Below are 15,949 nucleotides of genomic sequence, written 5' to 3' on the forward strand. Positions count from 1 at the left end.
TCAGGACTTCTTGGGCGGAAGCTGGGCCATGACCGATTCGCGGGTCGGCTCGTTGCCGGTCTTATTCCACGGCATCTTCGACAATGCCTTGCCCAAGGCGCAGGTGTTGGTGGCCGCGGAGAAGGCTAGGCCCGCACCGATCACCCCGGCAACGGTGCGGATCTGCGGAGAGAGGAACTTGCCGCCGGCCAACCCGGCCACGACCAGCGAACCGGCCGCCATGCGGACTTGGCGTTCCAGGGCCCAGCGTTTGGAGCCCTCCACGGTTTTGCCGCCAGCCTGCTGGTAGCCCGGGACGCCGCCGGTGAGTACCAGCGCATCGGAGAAGCCGACGCTGTTCAGGTTCCTGTGGGCCTCGGTGGCGCGCACGCCAGACTGGCAGACCAGCACGGTCTTGGTGCCCAGTTTCGCGGCTAGTTCCTCGGTGTGTTCGGCCAGCAGTGCCAGGGGCACGTTGTAGGAGCCCAAGATATGCAGGGATTCGAATTCCGCGGCCGAACGCACGTCGAGGATCACGACGCCCTCACCGGAGGAGATCAGTGAATTCAGTTCCGCGGGGGAAATGGAACCGTTTGTTGCAGTCATGGTGCGTGGGCCTTTCAGGGTCCAATTGCATCGCGGGTCCCGGCACCGAACAAGCCGGCGCCGGAACCCGCGATACGGGGTGAAACAGGGAGGGTGAATCAGGGGGTGTTAGGCGTTCTGGGTTTCCCAGGCGCTCCAGCCCGCATAGCTGCCCTCGAGTTCCACCACGCGGTGTCCGGCACGGCGCAGACTCGAGGCGGCCACCGAGTTGCGCACCCCGGACTGGCAGTAGCTGACGATGATGCCGTCGGTGGGCAGTTCCGCGGTGTTCCAGAGCACACGTCCGGCGTTGAGCTGGACGGAGCCCGGGATGTGCCCGGCAAGGTGCTCGGTCTTGTTGCGCACATCGAGCACCATGGCTGAATCGAATTCGGCCAGGTCGGCAGGAGCCACGGTCTGCGGTGTGAAGGCCGGAAGCCCATCGAACGTCCTCACGTAGCCGGCGACGTTGTCGATGCCCACGCGGATGAGGTGGTCCCACATTTCGGTGGCGGTTTCACTGTTCGGTGCCAGCAGCACCAGCGGGCGCTGGTCGGTAGCCGGGTCCACGGCCCAGCCGCCGAAGCTTGCTGCCTTGTTCCCGGCAGGGATGTTCAGCGCCCCGGCCACGGTCCCAACGTGGACCTCACTGTGGTGGCGGGTGTCGACGATGCCGATTTCGTCGGCGGCCAGGGCCGCGGCGACCACTTCGGTTGACAGTTCGGCCAGCGGTGCTCGTTCGCCCATGATCGCCGGGCCGACCCGGTTTTCGCGCTTCATGCGCCCGAAGTAGGCGTGGGCATCGGGCTGCCCGTCAAGTAGCACCTCCACGAAGCCGGCCTCGTCGTCGGTCTCCAGGTAGGGACCCCACCAGGCAAAGTTGCGTTCGTAGCCGACGGTGGAGGAGGGGATCGCGCCCAGCGCCTTGCCGCAGGCGCTGCCGGCACCGTGGCCCGGGTAGACCTGAACGTAGTCGGGCAGGGTCAGGAACTTTTCCTTCAGCGAGACGAACAGGTCGTGCGCCCCGGCAAAGCGGGTGTCGATTCCGCCGGCCGCTTCATCCAGCAGGTCCGGGCGGCCCAGGTCCCCGGAGAAGACGAAGTCCCCGGAGAGCAGGAAACCGGCGTGTTCGGCGAAGGCGCCGTCGGTGATCAGGAAGGAAAGGTGCTCGGGGGTGTGGCCAGGGGTGTGCAGGGCGGTGAGCGTGATGTTGCCCAGCTTGACGGTGGACTGGTCGAAGAGGCGTTCGCCTTCGAATCCGTATTGCCAGTCCTCTCCGCCTTCACCCGATACGTAGATGGCTGCCTCCGTGGCCGCAGCAAGCTCGCGGGTGCCGGAGAGGTAGTCGGCGTGGATGTGGGTCTCAGTGACGGCCACGATTTTCATGCCGTTCTTCGCGGCAAGGTCCTGGTAAATCTGGATGTCGCGGCGGGCGTCCACCACGATGGCCTCGCCCTTGGCTTGGCAGCCGATGAAGTAGCTGGCCTGGGCAAGGTCTTCGTCATAAATGCGTTCGAGAAGCATGGTCTCTCCTTGAGTGAGATAAAGAAGTTTTATACCCCAGCGGGTATTTGGTTCCCCATAACCATAATACCCCCAGGGGTATATTTGCAACATGTCTTCCGAAGGACTTTGGAAGGGCGATGGAAATGGCGGTCAGCATCCCCCGAGGATTGCTGACCGCCATGAGGCAATCGCTACCCGCTGTTTAGCGACCAAGGAGGCGTGCCAGCCAGCCCTTGGATTCCGCAGGCTTCTTTGGCGCATTTGGGTCGCAGGCGCAGCGTTCATTGCGTGGCACGTGGGCCATGACCTGCTTGACATGTTGGCCACATCCGGCCCAGGTGGCTTTCTGGCATTTACGACATTTGGCCGCTCGGCACATGGGGGGGCATTCCTTTATTCTGGAATTGTCCACGGAGACTCACTTACCCCCGCAATAGACTGAAAAGCATACCCGTGGGGGTATGCGAGATCCGCTGTCGATGTTATCTCAAGAAACCCCCGGGGGTATACACTTGAAGAAACAAACACACTGGAGGAACCCGTTATGGAACTTGAAGTGGACACCATGAAGCCCGTCATCAACCGGCTCAAGCGCGCCCAGGGCCAGCTGAACGGGGTGATTCGCATGCTTGAGGAAGGCAGTGACTGCCGCACAGTCGTCACCCAGCTGTCCGCAGCATCCAAGGCCATCGATCGCGCCGGCTTTGCAATTATCGCCACCGGGTTGGAGCAGTGCCTGAAAAGCGAGGACCCCACGGCAGACCGTGCCGACCTGGAAAAGCTGTTCCTCTCCTTGGCTTAGCCTCGACCATCCGGCGGCCACTTTTACTGGATACTGACCAGGGAAAGTGGCCTTTGGGAGGAACCCATGCGCGAACCAAGCGGTGCCGCGATGGCGCAACAGTCAACTCGTTGTTCCCCTGCCGTAAAGCAGGCCGGGGTAGCCAAAACCGCTATTCGCCGCCCAGGTACCGCGCAATGGGCAGGACCATTCACTGAGGTTGGTTCATCTAGTGGCCCAAAGAGTGAAGCAGAGGCCGGGCCGCGCGGCCATTGACCGTTGTGAAAACAGGTCACTTAACGTTGTGCTTCACACCAATCGGGCGCTACCAAGTGGCAGTGTCACAGTGAAGGTTGAGTGATGACTACGCGATCGCAATGGGTAAACGAGGGTTTGAACGTGCTCAAGTTGCAGGGGAGGTCTGGCGTGCGGATCGATCGCATCGCGGAGCGCCTCGGTCTTACCAAAGGCTCGTTCCATCACCACTTCATCGGCATCGGCGACTACCGCAGTGCGTTACTGACGCGGTGCGAAGAGGACTCGATGACATCGATCCGCGCCGCGATTTTCGCCGCATCCGAACTCCCGTCGCATCAGGCACTCGCGCGGGTTGCCACGGACGTGTCGCTCGACCCACGGCTAGATGCTGCGATGCGCGCCTGGGCGTTTGAAGACGAATCTGCGCGCGCCGTACAGGGCCGGGTAGACACGGCGCGCCTCGAAGCGCTTGTCGCTCTCTGGCGTGGCATCTTGCCCGACCCGTCCCACGCGCACATCGCAGCGCTGGTTCCCTACCTCGTGATGGTAAGCAGCTCGGCAGCTTTCCCCACTCCAAGCGAGGCAGAGATGCGTTCGGTCTTCGCACTGCTGGCCACGCTCGTCCCCTCCGTGAAGTAGACCGCCGCCCTGCACGCCGCAAAGGAGTGGTCAGGGGGCAGCGCTCGCATTGGACCCGTCCAGGTTAGTCCCCGTACGGGGTTCGGCTTGTGAACGCTTACCTTTCCCGGGTCTTTCGCATTACGGGCCCGAACCAAGACAAACGGTGGACTCTCGAAAAATGTCAGTCACAACCTGAGATTTCCTTTGAACTCGACCTAGCATTGGTGATCATGCATTTACGCACCGCTACCGCAGCAGACTTTTCATTTCTCACCGACGTCCTCCTCCAGGCATTCAACTGGTCAGAAGATCAGACATTAACCCGAGAACAGATCCTTCAAAAACCTGAGATCAGCCACTACGTAGTGGATTGGCAATCCGAAGTAGACTTCGGATTCGTCGCCGAAACCGACCACGGCGAACCAATAGGAACCGCCTGGGCCCGACTCCTAAGCGAAGACGATCCTGGTTATGGATTTGTATCATCCACCACTCCTGAGCTGACTCTGGGGGTGCTTCCGGGGAACCGCGGAAGCGGGGTCGGAACCGCATTGATGACAGCCATCATCGAGCAAGCTAAAAAACTCGACTTAACGGCACTGAGCTTAAGCGTAGAGGACCAAAATCCAGCAGTTCACCTCTACGAGCGAGCCGGATTCAGCAGAGTCGACCGGGCTGGAAATTCCGACACCTTGCTCCTACATCTGGCCTAAGCTTCAGGCGGTTTGCACGGCATCCAACACTAATCAATGAGAGAGGACCCCTCATGTGCACAACGACCGCCCCGGTGTTCTGATCACAGGAGTAGGTCGGTGCGCATCGATAGGCACCGAAATCGCTCGGCAGCTCGCCGCTGATGGATGGAACATTGCCATCACCAGCTATAAGCCAGATCAAGGATTCGTAGCTGCATTCACAGCTGAGCTTGAGTCCCTCGGTCTCATAATCCATTCCATCGAGGCCGACATGGCAGAGGTGGTCGTCACCGAAGCGATATTGCGGGAAGCTACCTATGTAATCGGGCCAATCAGTGCTCTTGTATCAAGCCACGCACTGTGTATCAATAGCAGCATCCTAAACACCACTCAGGAGAGCTTTGACAACCACTTCGCTGTCAACACCCGGGCAAACTGGTTACTTATCAGGGCCTTCGCCGAGCTCTACACCGAGCCGCACGGAGTCGGCCGAATCGTGGCGCTGACAAGTGATCACACAGCTCATAAGTTAGATGTCAACTAAACCTTGATCAAACCAATTAGCTGTGCACTCACTTCTGCGACAAAGCTGTGGTGCTTACTTTGCCGCGAACGCGGACGGCCAGGGCAGCAGAGTGGGCAATTCCACTGAATCGGCGGCAGCTTCGGCGCGCAGGGAGCCCATACTGGGTGTACGCCCGGAGAGCCATGCAGCAATATCGGTCAGCATGCCGGAAACAGACACGGTACTCTCTCCAGAACCCACCGTCATGGGCGGCAGCGCCAGCGGCAACAACTTCAGCTGCAGCGGCTCCGGCACCCGGGGGCGCAGGAACCCGATCAGGTAGAGGCAAAACTCCTTGGACCAAGTTTCGGGGCCGCGGCCCAGCTGCAAATCAGCCAGATGGATCACGAGCTCGCGCCAGTATGCCAGGGCCACGCCCCGAATATCACTATTGCGGTAGCTGACAGGAAGTTCCCACTGGCTCTCCTCGAGCCCGCCCAGAACAGTCAGTGCCCTCGTGAAGGCGGTGGCAATATAGTCCCGGTGTTCGGCCGCGGTGTGGCCGGCGTTCATCTCGATTGCCTGTGTGCGTCCGCCCGGGCCGCCGTCATAAAAATCAACAAGCTCACCACGCAGCGCATACTCAGCCTGCCTCGCTACAGCAGTGGAAACATGGGCAATATGGGCCAGTACGTGCCCGCGGGTCCAGCCGGGCAAATCAGTGGGGTCCAGGACGTCGCTGTCCGTCAGAGCCCCCAATTTCGCGCTCACGTTCTCGGCGGCAGCCGTGAGTCGCTCCAGTAGCTGCGCATTTGAAATATCAGTCATGCACCCAAGCCTAGCGGGCGAGGGGCCCGAACAAAGAAATGCCCGCATCCTTCACAGATACGGGCATTTCTAGCTGTCAGCCATTTCTACGATCGTGCCAAGGAAGTGCGAGGCCGGTCAGGCGAGGAAGGTGCGAACCTCGCCCAGCTGACACTCAAGGGCCGCCAGCTGCGTCAGTACTGCGGACGGTGCCGTACCGCCCTGGGCGTTGCGGCTGTTCAGCGAGCCTTCCGTGCTCAGAACCGTGCGAACCTCCGGTGTCAGGTACGTAGAAATGCCGGCGTATTCCTCATCCGTAAGGTCCCACAGCTCCACGCCGCGGCCCTCGGCAACCTTGACGGCTGCCCCGGATAGCTCGTGAGCGTCACGGAACGGAACACCCTGACGGACCAGCCATTCGGCAATGTCGGTGGCCAAGGCGAAGCCCTGCGGAGCCAGAGACTCCATGCGTTCGGTGTTGAACACCAAAGTAGCGATCATGCCGGAGACGGCGGGCAGCAGCAGTTCAAGGGTATCGGCCGCGTCAAAGACGGGCTCCTTGTCCTCCTGCAAGTCCCTGTTGTACGCCAGAGGCAAGCCCTTGAGTGTTGCCAGCAGCCCGGTCAGGTCGCCAATGAGGCGCCCGGCCTTGCCGCGGGCCAGCTCCGCCACGTCGGGGTTTTTCTTCTGCGGCATGATCGAGGATCCCGTGGAGTAGGAATCATGCAGTGTGATGAAGGAGAATTCCTTGGTGGCCCACAGGATGACTTCCTCGGAAATCCGGGAAAGGTCTACACCGATCATGGCGCACACCCAGGCGAACTCGGCAAAGACATCCCGTGAGGCGGTACCATCAATCGAGTTCCACGTGGCGGAATCAAAGCCAAGGTCAGCCGCGACGGCGTTCGGGTCCAGACCCAGCGAGGAACCGGCCAATGCGCCGGAACCGTAAGGTGAAACCGCGGCACGCTTATCCCAGTCAACCAGGCGCTGCACATCACGCAACAAGGCCCAGGCGTGAGCCAGCAGGTGATGGCTGAGCAGTACAGGCTGAGCGTGTTGGAGGTGCGTGCGTCCAGGCATGGCCACACCATGGTGTGCCTTGGCCTGTTCCACGAGCGCATCCACCACGGAGAGAACTCCGGCGGCAATGATCCGTGCATGTTCGCGGAGGTACATGCGCCCCAGCGTGGCAACCTGGTCATTGCGAGACCGGCCAGCACGGAGCTTGCCGCCCAGTGCCGTACCGGCGCGCTCAATCAGGCCGCGCTCCAGGGAGCCGTGCACATCCTCATCCGATTCGGAAGGAGTGTAAGCACCGGACTTTACATCCACCTCAAGCTGGTTGAGCGCAGCAAGCATGCCCTCCAGCTCAGCAGCATCTAGAAGCCCAGCCGTGTTCAGAACGCGGGCGTGTGCCTTGGAACCGGCAATGTCATACAGTGCCAGCCGCCAGTCAAAGTGAGTTGACTTGCTCAATGCAGCAAGAGCATCTGCGGGGCCGCCCTGAAAGCGGCCACCCCACAGGGCACCTTCGTTGGTCCCATGAGCCATGGTTACAGGCCTGAAACGCGCTGATCGCGCTGGCTGGCAACCTTGGAGGACATGCCCCACAGCTCAATGAAGCCCTTGGCCTGTGACTGGTCGAACGTATCGCCGGTGTCGTAGGTGGCCAGGTCAAAGTCGTACAGCGAGGTCTCGGAGCGGCGGCCGTTGACAATAGCTTGCCCGCCGTGCATGGTCATGCGGATGTCGCCGTTGACATGCTGCTGGGTGTCCTCGATGAAGGCATCCAGTGAACGCTTCAGCGGGGAGAACCACTGGCCATCATAGACCAGCTCGGCCCAGCGCTGACCAACGGTGGCCTTGAAGCGTGCCTGCTCGCGCTCGATCGTGATGTCCTCGAGGTGCTTGTGGGCCGTCATGAGTGCCATGGCGCCGGGTGCTTCGTAGATTTCGCGGCTCTTGATGCCGACCAGACGGTCTTCGACGACGTCGATGCGGCCAACACCCTGAGCACCTGCACGGCGGTTCAGTTCCTGGATGGCCTGCAGCGGGGTGACCTTCACGCCATCAATGGCGACGGGCACACCCTGCGCGAAGGAGATGATGACCTCATCCGGTGCCGGCGAGAATTCCGGGGTGGCCGTGTAATCGTAGATGTCCTTCGTGGGGGCGTTCCAGATGTCTTCCAGGTATCCGGTTTCCACGGCGCGTCCCCACACGTTCTGGTCGATCGAGTACGGGTTCTTCTTCGTGGTCTCAATCGGCAGGTTGTGGGACTCTGCGTACACAATGGCCTTATCGCGGGTCAGCGCCAGATCGCGGACCGGTGCAATGCACTTCAGGTCCGGGCCCAGGGTCTGAATGCCGACCTCGAAGCGAACCTGATCGTTGCCCTTGCCGGTGCAGCCGTGGGCAACCGTGGTGGCGCCGAATTCGCGGGCGGCCTTGACCAGGTGCTTGACGATCACGGGGCGGGAGATGGCTGAAACCAGCGGGTAGTGGCCCTGGTAGAGGGCGTTGGCTTTCAGCGTTGGCATGGCGTATTCGTTGGCGAATTCATCACGCGCGTCAGCAACATAGGCTTCGACGGCGCCGCAGCCCAATGCGCGCTGGCGGATGTCTTCCAGGGATTCTCCGCCCTGTCCTACATCCACTGCCACCGCGATGACTTCTGCGCCGGTCGCCTCGCCGATCCAGCCGATCGCTACGGAGGTGTCCAGGCCACCGGAGTAAGCCAATACAATGCGTTCAGTCACGTTTTTATCTCCCTATTTCAACACTCTTCACAAGAGTGTGCTTCTCATTAATACACAGCATAGTGCATGATTATGCATTCTTACTAAAAGATATTCATAGTGCCCACAAGTGCGACGTCGGCCCCCTCGCCTCCCGGCGTGGGTTACGCCCCAGCGCCGGATTCTTCGGCGAATTGCAGGAACCTTTCGGCTACTTCTGCCCCTCCCAAGGGCTCGCGCGTGATGATCATGACGGTGTCATCCCCTGCGATGGTGCCCAGAATGGAGGGCATCACAGAGTGGTCGATGGCTAAGGCCAGGAAGTTTGCGGCACCTGGCGGTGTGCGCAGTACCGCAATATTGCCTGAGGCTTCGGCCGTGACCAGCAGTTCCCCGCAGAGCCGGATGAGCCTGGTATCCAACAGTTCTTGTGACGAGGCGCTGTGCACGCTGCGGTCACCGCCTTCCTTGGGGAGGGCATAGATCAGGGCACCATCCTTGCCCCTGACCCGAACGGCCCGCAATTCCACCAGATCACGTGAGAGCGTGGCCTGGCCCACCACCAAACCATCATCCGCCAGCAGTGCGGCAAGTTCAGCCTGGGATCGGACGGCACGGCTGGTCAGCAGCGCCTGCACCCGAGCCTGCCGCGCCGTCTTGGTGGCCGGCATCCCGGCCGGAATGGGGGGTTTAGCCATGATTACGCGCCGGTCCCGGCGGCTGTAGCCCTCACCGCTGAGTGCTCAACGGCAGGACTCTCAACGGCAGAGTTCTCCACGAGCCACACCATGAGCGCCTTCTGGGCATGCAGGCGGTTCTCGGCCTCGTCCCAAACAACGGATTGCGGGCCGTCAATGACGGAAGCGGAAATTTCGTAGCCGCGGTAGGCGGGCAGGCAGTGCAACACAATCGCATCCGGGGACGCCTGGGCGAGAGCGGCGTCGTCGAGCGCGTAATCGGTGAAAAGCTCCATGCGGGCAGCCTTCTCCTCCTCTTGGCCCATGGAAACCCAGGTGTCGGTGACCAGCACGTCAGCGCCCGCAACAGCCTGCGCCACGTCCGTGGTGATCAGGACGGAGCCGCCGGTTAGTGCGGCACGCTCCCGGGCAGCCAGCACCACGGCGTCGGCCGGCAAATACCCGGCGGGCCCGGTGATGCGCACATGCATGCCAGCCGTGACCCCGGCCAGCAGGTAGGAGTTGGCCATATTGTTGGCCGAATCCCCCATGTACGTCATGGTCAGACCGGCCAGCTCACCCTTATGTTCCTTGATGGTGAGCAGGTCCGCGAGCAACTGGCACGGGTGGTAATCATCGGAGAGGGCGTTGATAACGGGCACGCGCGAGTTGGCCGCCATTTCCTCCAGCCCGGACTGGGTGTAGGTGCGCCAGACAATGGTGGAGACCATGCGTTCAAGCACCTTGGCGGTGTCGGCCACGGATTCTTTGTGACCAATTTGGGCCTCCCCGGGATTGATGATCAGCGGGTTGCCACCTAGGGCGGCTACGCCTGCGGCAAAGGAGACACGGGTCCGCGTGGAGGTTTTGTCAAAAATGACGGCCACGGTTTGAGAACCCGAACCGTCACCGGCAAAGGTGTTTTTGGAGTACGGTGCCTTCTTCAACTGTGCGGCCAGCTCCAGCACCTCGGCTTGTTCAGCGGGGCTCAGATCGGTGTCTACCAGAAAGTGGCGTGTCATCTAAAAGCTCTTTTCCATAAGTTTTGCGGCGGTGGCCGTGGTGATCAATGCCGGCAAGGCCGTCAGGAATGACTGTGCCTGCTCAACGGTCAGGTTCAAGGGCGGGGCCAGGCGGATGGTGTTGGGGCGGGGTGCGTTGATGATGAAGCCAGCATCCAGCGCGGCGGAGACTACCTCGGGGGCAATGTCATCGCTAAGGTCGAAGCCAATCAGGAGACCGAAGGCGCGCACCTCGGTGACGCCGCTGGTCTTGGCCAGGCCGGTGGCAAAAAGCTCGCTCACGGCGTTGACATTGGCCAGCACGTTCTGGGTTTCCAGGACGTGCAAGGTGGCCAGCGCCGCGGCCGTGGCCACGGGGTTGCCTCCGAAGGTGGTGCCGTGCTGGCCGGCACTGAGCAGCTGTGAGGGGCCTTCGCCGAAGGTGATGATGGCGCCGATCGGGAAGCCGCCGCCCAAGCCCTTGGCTAGGGTCATGGCGTCCGGGGTGGTGCCGGCTGCGATGCTGGCGAACCAGTTGCCGGTGCGGCCAATGCCTGTTTGGACCTCGTCCATGATCAGCAGGGACCCGTGCTCGCGGGTCAGTTCGCGGGCGGCCTGCAAATATTCGGCGGAGAGGGGGCGTACGCCGGCCTCACCCTGGATGGGTTCGATGACAAGTGCAGCAACGGTGTCATCCAGTGCTGCGCGGAGTGCGTCAATGTCATTGAAGGGCAGGTGGCGCACACCGGCCGGCATGGGCTCGAACGGTTCCCGGTACGCGGTTTTGGCCGTCATGGCCAAGGCGCCCATGGTGCGGCCGTGGAAGCCGCCTTCCAGGGCCAAGATGGTGGGGCGCGCCTTACCGCCGTGGGAGCGGGCCAGCTTGAAAGCGGCCTCGTTGGCCTCGGTCCCGGAGTTGGCAAAAAACACCTTCGAACCGGCCGGGGCTGCGCTCAATTCCAGCAGCTTTTCAGCCAAGGCAATCTGGGTGGGGCTTGTGAAGAAATTTGAGACATGGCCCAAAGTGGCGAGTTGGCTGGCAATCACGGAGGTCACAAACGGGTGGGCGTGGCCTAGCGCGTTCACGGCAATGCCGCCGAGCAGGTCCAGGTACTCCTTACCATCGGCATCCCAGACCAGCGCGCCGGCGCCACGCACCAGGACGCGCTGCGGGGCGCCAAAGACACCCATCAAAGAATCCTTGTAACGGGCCAGCCACTGCTCACCCGTGCCGGTTCCGGTGACGGCTGCGGCATTGGCGTTGGACAGGTCGGTTGCGTTGCCGGGCTCGGTGCCTGCGTTTTCTTCAGTCATCACTTCTCATCCTCATCGGGAAAAATTTGGGTCCCGTTGCCCTCAAAAGTCATCAATTCCAGCAGCACCGAGTGGGCGCTGCGTCCGTCAACAACAGCTGCACGGGCCACACCGCCATCCACCGCGGCAAGGCAGGCACCCATCTTCGGGATCATGCCTGCTTCCAGACTGGGCAGCATCTGACGCAGGGCACCAGCACTGAGTTCACTGAGCAGCGAGGACTTATCCGGCCAGTTGGCGTAGAGACCTTCCACATCGGTCAGAATCACCAAGCGGGAGGCTTCCAACGCCACAGCCAGGGCTGCAGCAGCGGTATCGGCGTTGACGTTCAGTACGGTGGAGGCATCCCCCACCTCGGGAGCCACGGTGGAGATCACCGGAATCCGCCCGGCCTCCAGCAAGTCAAGAATGGCACCAGGATTCACCCCCACCACCTCGCCCACCAGACCAAGGTCCACGGGTAGCCCGTCAACAATGGTGCCGGTACGTTCGGCCTGAAGCAGTGCGCCATCCTCGCCGGAGAGCCCCACGGCGTACGGCCCATGTTCGTTGATCAGGCCCACCAGTTCACGGCCCACCTGGCCGGTCAAGACCATGCGGACCACGTCCATGGCCTCCGGCGTGGTGACGCGCAGCCCGCCCTTGAACTCACTCTTGATGTCCAGACGCTTGAGCATGGCGTTGATTTGCGGCCCACCACCATGGACCACCACGGGCTTGATGCCCACATGGTGCATGAAGACAATGTCCTCGGCGAAGGCCCGGCGCAGCTCATCGTTGATCATGGCGTTTCCGCCGTATTTGACCACCACTACCGTGCCCGCAAATTGCTGAATCCACGGCAACGCCTCAATCAGCGTGCCAGCCTTATCCTGTGCGGTTTCCACCGACGTCATCATGAAAGTCCTTCTTCTGCGTTTGTGTACATCACTGCGGGCCACCTTCTGGTGCCGGCAGCCCCTCGCGGGCAGTAAGATTTTGCTGCTCGTGACCTCGCCTGCAAAATCCATCCCCGCTCCGGGGCCACCGCCACCATCCGGCTCGTCATCTGGCACTTCCAACTCTCGCAACGCCGCCGAAGCCAACCACAGCCAGCCGGCCGCAACAAGGGCTCGGCGGCGAACCAGTTACGAGGAGTACGCGCTGTTTTCTTCGACGTAGGCGTGTGTGAGATCGTTAGTCCAGATCGTGGCGGTGGCATGGCCGGCGTTGAGGTCAATCTCTACGGTGACTTCACGCGGTGCCAGATCTACCAAGTCACGGGAGTCACCAATTCCTCCGTTGCGGCAGATTTGCACGCCGTTGATGCTCACGTTGAGTTGATCCGGGTCAAAGACGGCGTCGGTGGTGCCCACGGAGGCCAGCACGCGCCCCCAGTTGGGGTCGTTGCCGAAGATGGCCGCCTTGAACAGGTTGGAACGGGCCACAGAGCGTGAGACTACTTCGGCGTCGCGTTCGCTCTCCGCGTTCACTGTGGTGATGGCAATGTCGTGGCTAGCGCCCTCGGCGTCAGCAATCAGGGCGCGGGCCAGGGTGGCGCACACTTCGGTGAGGCCTGCCGTGAATTCTGCCATGTCAGGGAATGCTTCGGAGGCGCCGGAGGACATGAGCAGGACGGTGTCGTTGGTGGACATGCATCCGTCAGAGTCGGCCCGGTTGAAGGTGACGCGGACGGCGTCGTGCAGTGCCGCGTCCAGGCCTTCAGCTTCCACCACGGCGTCTGTGGTGATGACCACCAGCATGGTGGCCAGACCGGGAGCCAGCATGCCAGCACCCTTAGCCATGCCACCAATGCTGTAGCTCACACCTTCAGCATTGGCCGCGGAGGTCCAGGACGCCTGCTTGTTGACGGTGTCGGTGGTCATGATCGCGGTTGCTGCATCAGCTCCGCCGTGCTCCGTCAAGGCAGCGGCGGCAGCCTCAACACCGGGAAGTATTTTTTCCATGGGCAGCTGCTCGCCAATCAGGCCCGTGGAGGCCACGGCAATATCCGTGGCGGAGAGTCCCAGCACGGCCGCAACCTTCTCGGCTGTGGCGTGCGTGTTGTGGAAGCCCTCGGGACCGGTGCAGGCATTGGCTCCGCCAGAGTTCAGCACAACCGCGTCAACGCGGCCATCGCTGAGGACCTGGCGGGACCAGTGGATGGGCGCAGCAGCCACACGGTTGCTGGTGAACACGGCGGCGGCCGCGTGTTCGGGGCCATCGTTAATAACGAGGGCCAGATCCGGTTTGCCGGATACCTTCAGCCCGGCAGTGACGCCTGAAGCACGGAAGCCTAGCGGGGTTGTCACACTCATGGTGCTACTCCTTGGAAGGTCAAGCCTGTTGTCTCGGGCAGGCCGAGGGCAATATTCATGGATTGGACAGCTCCGCCAGCGGTGCCCTTGGTGAGGTTATCGATGGCGGCGCACACAACCACACGGTTCACGTGGGAATCGTAGGCGATTTGAATGGCTGCGTAGTTGGAGCCCTGCACGGACTTGGTGGCGGGCCACTGGCCTGCCGGCAAAACATGGACAAAGGGCTCGTCCGCGTAGGCCTTTTCCCAGATTTCCCGCAACACCGCTTCGGGGTTTTCCAGCGCAGCAAATTCGGCGGACACCTTCGCCGTGGCCGTGGTGAGGATGCCGCGGCTCATGGGCGCCAGGGTGGGTGTGAAGGAAACCTGCACATCCAGTCCTGAAGCGTTGGAGAGGCCCTGCTCAATTTCGGGGGTGTGGCGGTGCAGTCCACCCACGCCGTAGGGACTCATGGACCCCATGACCTCGGAGCCAATCAGATTGACCTTGGCGGCTTTGCCCGCCCCGGAGGTGCCTGAGGCTGCAACAATCACCACATCATCAGGCATCAGAGCGCCAGCAGCGAAGCCGGGCATGAGGGCCAGCAGCGAACTGGTGGGGTAGCACCCAGGGACGGCGATGCGCTTGGCGCCCTTGAGTCGTTCCCGGTGTCCGGGCATTTCAGGTAGGCCGTAGGGCCACGTGCCGGCGTGTTCGGAACCGTAGAACTTTTCCCACGCGGTGGAATCCTCCAGGCGGTGATCGGCGCCGGCGTCAATCACCAAAGTGTCCGGTGAGAGCTGGGCTGCAATAGCCGCGGATGCGCCGTGCGGCAGTGCCAGGAAAACGACGTCGTGCCCGGAAAGGTTCTCCACGGTGGTGTCCACCAGGACGCGGTTGGCCAAGGCATGCAGATTCGGTGCCAGAGCACCGAGGCGTTCTCCAGCGTTGCTGTGGGCCGTGATGGCGCCGATGGTTACGTTCGGGTGGCTGGCCAGCAGGCGCAACACCTCTCCCCCGGCATATCCGCTGGCGCCGGAGACTGCTACTGAGATTGTCATACGTCGACTATACAGCAGAAATATTCAGTGTTACCGATATTTATGCATGGCTTTCATTTTTTGCACCTCGGTCCGTCCTATGATGATCTGAAGGGCATGCCCGAAAATTTTGTACCGGAACCAATGATGTGGAGTTCACCATGACAGATCAGTGCCAGGCAATTCTCGCCAAAGCCCCGGGTGGTCCCGAGGTTTTGCAACTCGCGGCAGTGCCCATGCCCGTTCCCGGCCCGGGTGAGCTTTTGGTCAAGATTGCCGCCGTGGGCGTGAACTTCATTGAGAGTTACCAGCGCGAAGGCATCTATCCCGTCCCATTCCCTTTCACCCCGGGAGCCGAGGCCGCTGGCACGGTAGTTGCCGTTGGGCCCGGCGTCAGATCCTATGAAGTGGGCGATCGCGTTGCCACGGCTGAAGGGAGCGGCTGTTACGCCGAGTATGCGATCTTCCCGGCCGAGGTGAGCTTGCCAGTACCCTCCAGCGTGCCCCTGGACGTTGCCGCGGCACTCCCCCTGCAAGGCATGACGGCACATTACCTGATGAATTCCACCTACCATGTGGAGCCTGGCGAGACCGTCCTGCTGCATGCCGGCGCCGGCGGAGTGGGCTTGTTGCTGACCCAGCTTTTGAAGGACCGTGGCGCTCGCGTCATCACCACGGTGTCCACGGAGGAGAAGGAAGAGCTTTCCCGCGTGGCCGGCGCCGACGAGGTGCTGGGCTACGACGATTTCGCCGCTAAGGTGCGTGAGCTTACCGATGGTGTGGGCGTGGACGTGGTGTACGACGGCGTTGGGAAAGACACCTTCGACGGTTCCCTTGCGTCGCTGCGCACCCGGGGGACGCTGGTGTTGTTTGGCGGCGCGTCCGGGCAGGTGCCGGCCTTTGATTTGCAGCGACTAAATGCCGGCGGCTCCCTGACGGTGGTCCGGCCCAAGCTGGGCGATTACCTGCTCAACGCACAGGAGCGGCTGTGGCGTTCCACTGAGGTTTTCAATGCAGCCGCTTCAGGGAAACTTGTGGCCCGGATCGGCGCCCGCTTCCCGCTGGCCGAGGCTGGCGCCTCGCACACGGCGTTGCAGGGCCGGCTCACCACCGGCAAGGTCATCTTGGAGCCCTAAACTCTGCCCGATGGCAGTCCTTGG

Annotated in this window: 16 protein-coding genes; 5 read left to right on the top strand and 11 right to left on the bottom strand. The window is 61.9% G+C overall.

Annotation, left to right across the window (positions count from 1 at the left end; translation table 11 throughout):
* Both CVS29_RS00005 and CVS29_RS00010 read right to left on the bottom strand, forming a co-directional pair.
* Positions 1 to 585, bottom strand: coding sequence for a rhodanese-like domain-containing protein (locus CVS29_RS00005; protein ID WP_110104300.1), 585 nt, complete (start codon positions 583 to 585; stop codon positions 1 to 3).
* Between the two features lie 108 nt (positions 586 to 693).
* Positions 694 to 2,088: an MBL fold metallo-hydrolase gene (locus tag CVS29_RS00010; protein ID WP_110104301.1), complete on the bottom strand. Its 1,395-nt coding sequence runs from the start codon at positions 2,086 to 2,088 to the stop codon at positions 694 to 696.
* Between the two features lie 526 nt (positions 2,089 to 2,614).
* Between CVS29_RS00010 and CVS29_RS00015 the strand changes: the two genes are divergently transcribed.
* The 4 genes from CVS29_RS00015 to CVS29_RS00030 all read left to right on the top strand — a co-directional run bounded on the left by CVS29_RS00015 (position 2,615) and on the right by CVS29_RS00030 (position 4,969).
* Entirely contained in the window at positions 2,615 to 2,872 is a 258-nt protein-coding gene (locus tag CVS29_RS00015; RefSeq protein WP_110104302.1) for a metal-sensitive transcriptional regulator, read from the top strand.
* 339 nt (positions 2,873 to 3,211) lie between these two features.
* Positions 3,212 to 3,748 (top strand): TetR/AcrR family transcriptional regulator, encoded by a 537-nt coding sequence (locus tag CVS29_RS00020; RefSeq protein ID WP_110104303.1) that lies wholly within the window; start codon positions 3,212 to 3,214, stop codon positions 3,746 to 3,748.
* Between the two features lie 212 nt (positions 3,749 to 3,960).
* Positions 3,961 to 4,443, top strand: coding sequence for a GNAT family N-acetyltransferase (locus CVS29_RS00025; RefSeq protein WP_110104882.1), 483 nt, complete (start codon positions 3,961 to 3,963; stop codon positions 4,441 to 4,443).
* A 55-nt stretch (positions 4,444 to 4,498) separates the two neighbouring features.
* A complete protein-coding gene (locus CVS29_RS00030) occupies positions 4,499 to 4,969 on the top strand; it encodes an SDR family oxidoreductase (RefSeq protein ID WP_110104304.1) in 471 nt (156 codons plus the stop codon).
* Between the two features lie 54 nt (positions 4,970 to 5,023).
* On the opposite strand, the gene CVS29_RS00035 is transcribed toward CVS29_RS00030, so the two are convergent.
* From CVS29_RS00035 to argC, 9 genes are all read right to left on the bottom strand, one after another.
* Positions 5,024 to 5,758, bottom strand: a complete 735-nt coding sequence (locus CVS29_RS00035) for a maleylpyruvate isomerase family mycothiol-dependent enzyme (protein ID WP_110104305.1) — start codon at positions 5,756 to 5,758, stop codon at positions 5,024 to 5,026.
* 117 nt (positions 5,759 to 5,875) lie between these two features.
* A complete protein-coding gene (gene argH / locus CVS29_RS00040) occupies positions 5,876 to 7,291 on the bottom strand; it encodes an argininosuccinate lyase (RefSeq protein ID WP_110104306.1) in 1,416 nt (471 codons plus the stop codon).
* A 2-nt stretch (positions 7,292 to 7,293) separates the two neighbouring features.
* Complete coding sequence (locus CVS29_RS00045) at positions 7,294 to 8,499, bottom strand: argininosuccinate synthase (RefSeq protein WP_110104307.1); 1,206 nt, start codon at positions 8,497 to 8,499, stop codon at positions 7,294 to 7,296.
* A gap of 143 nt (positions 8,500 to 8,642) precedes the next feature.
* Positions 8,643 to 9,176, bottom strand: a complete 534-nt coding sequence (locus CVS29_RS00050) for an arginine repressor (protein WP_110104308.1) — start codon at positions 9,174 to 9,176, stop codon at positions 8,643 to 8,645.
* Between the two features lie 2 nt (positions 9,177 to 9,178).
* Positions 9,179 to 10,177, bottom strand: a complete 999-nt coding sequence (gene argF, locus CVS29_RS00055) for an ornithine carbamoyltransferase (RefSeq protein WP_110104309.1) — start codon at positions 10,175 to 10,177, stop codon at positions 9,179 to 9,181.
* Positions 10,178 to 11,470, bottom strand: a complete 1,293-nt coding sequence (locus tag CVS29_RS00060) for an acetylornithine transaminase (protein WP_110104310.1) — start codon at positions 11,468 to 11,470, stop codon at positions 10,178 to 10,180. It abuts the gene before it with no gap.
* On the bottom strand, positions 11,470 to 12,366 hold the full coding sequence (gene argB, locus CVS29_RS00065) for an acetylglutamate kinase (RefSeq protein ID WP_110104311.1): 897 nt from the start codon (positions 12,364 to 12,366) through the stop codon (positions 11,470 to 11,472). Before argB ends, CVS29_RS00060 begins: the two co-directional genes overlap by 1 nt.
* A gap of 231 nt (positions 12,367 to 12,597) precedes the next feature.
* Positions 12,598 to 13,767, bottom strand: a complete 1,170-nt coding sequence (gene argJ / locus CVS29_RS00070) for a bifunctional glutamate N-acetyltransferase/amino-acid acetyltransferase ArgJ (protein ID WP_110104312.1) — start codon at positions 13,765 to 13,767, stop codon at positions 12,598 to 12,600.
* The gene (argC, locus tag CVS29_RS00075; RefSeq protein ID WP_110104313.1) at positions 13,764 to 14,810 is read right to left on the bottom strand and encodes an N-acetyl-gamma-glutamyl-phosphate reductase; all 1,047 of its coding nucleotides are present in this window, start codon (positions 14,808 to 14,810) and stop codon (positions 13,764 to 13,766) included. Before argC ends, argJ begins: the two co-directional genes overlap by 4 nt.
* 140 nt (positions 14,811 to 14,950) lie before the next feature.
* Here argC and CVS29_RS00080 point away from each other — a divergent pair, with 140 nt between their 5' ends.
* Positions 14,951 to 15,925, top strand: coding sequence for a quinone oxidoreductase family protein (locus tag CVS29_RS00080; RefSeq protein ID WP_110104883.1), 975 nt, complete (start codon positions 14,951 to 14,953; stop codon positions 15,923 to 15,925).
* The last annotated feature ends 24 nt before the right edge of the window (positions 15,926 to 15,949 follow it).

The sequence above is a fragment of the Arthrobacter psychrochitiniphilus genome, from assembly GCF_003185915.1.
Classification (GTDB): domain Bacteria; phylum Actinomycetota; class Actinomycetes; order Actinomycetales; family Micrococcaceae; genus Specibacter; species Specibacter psychrochitiniphilus.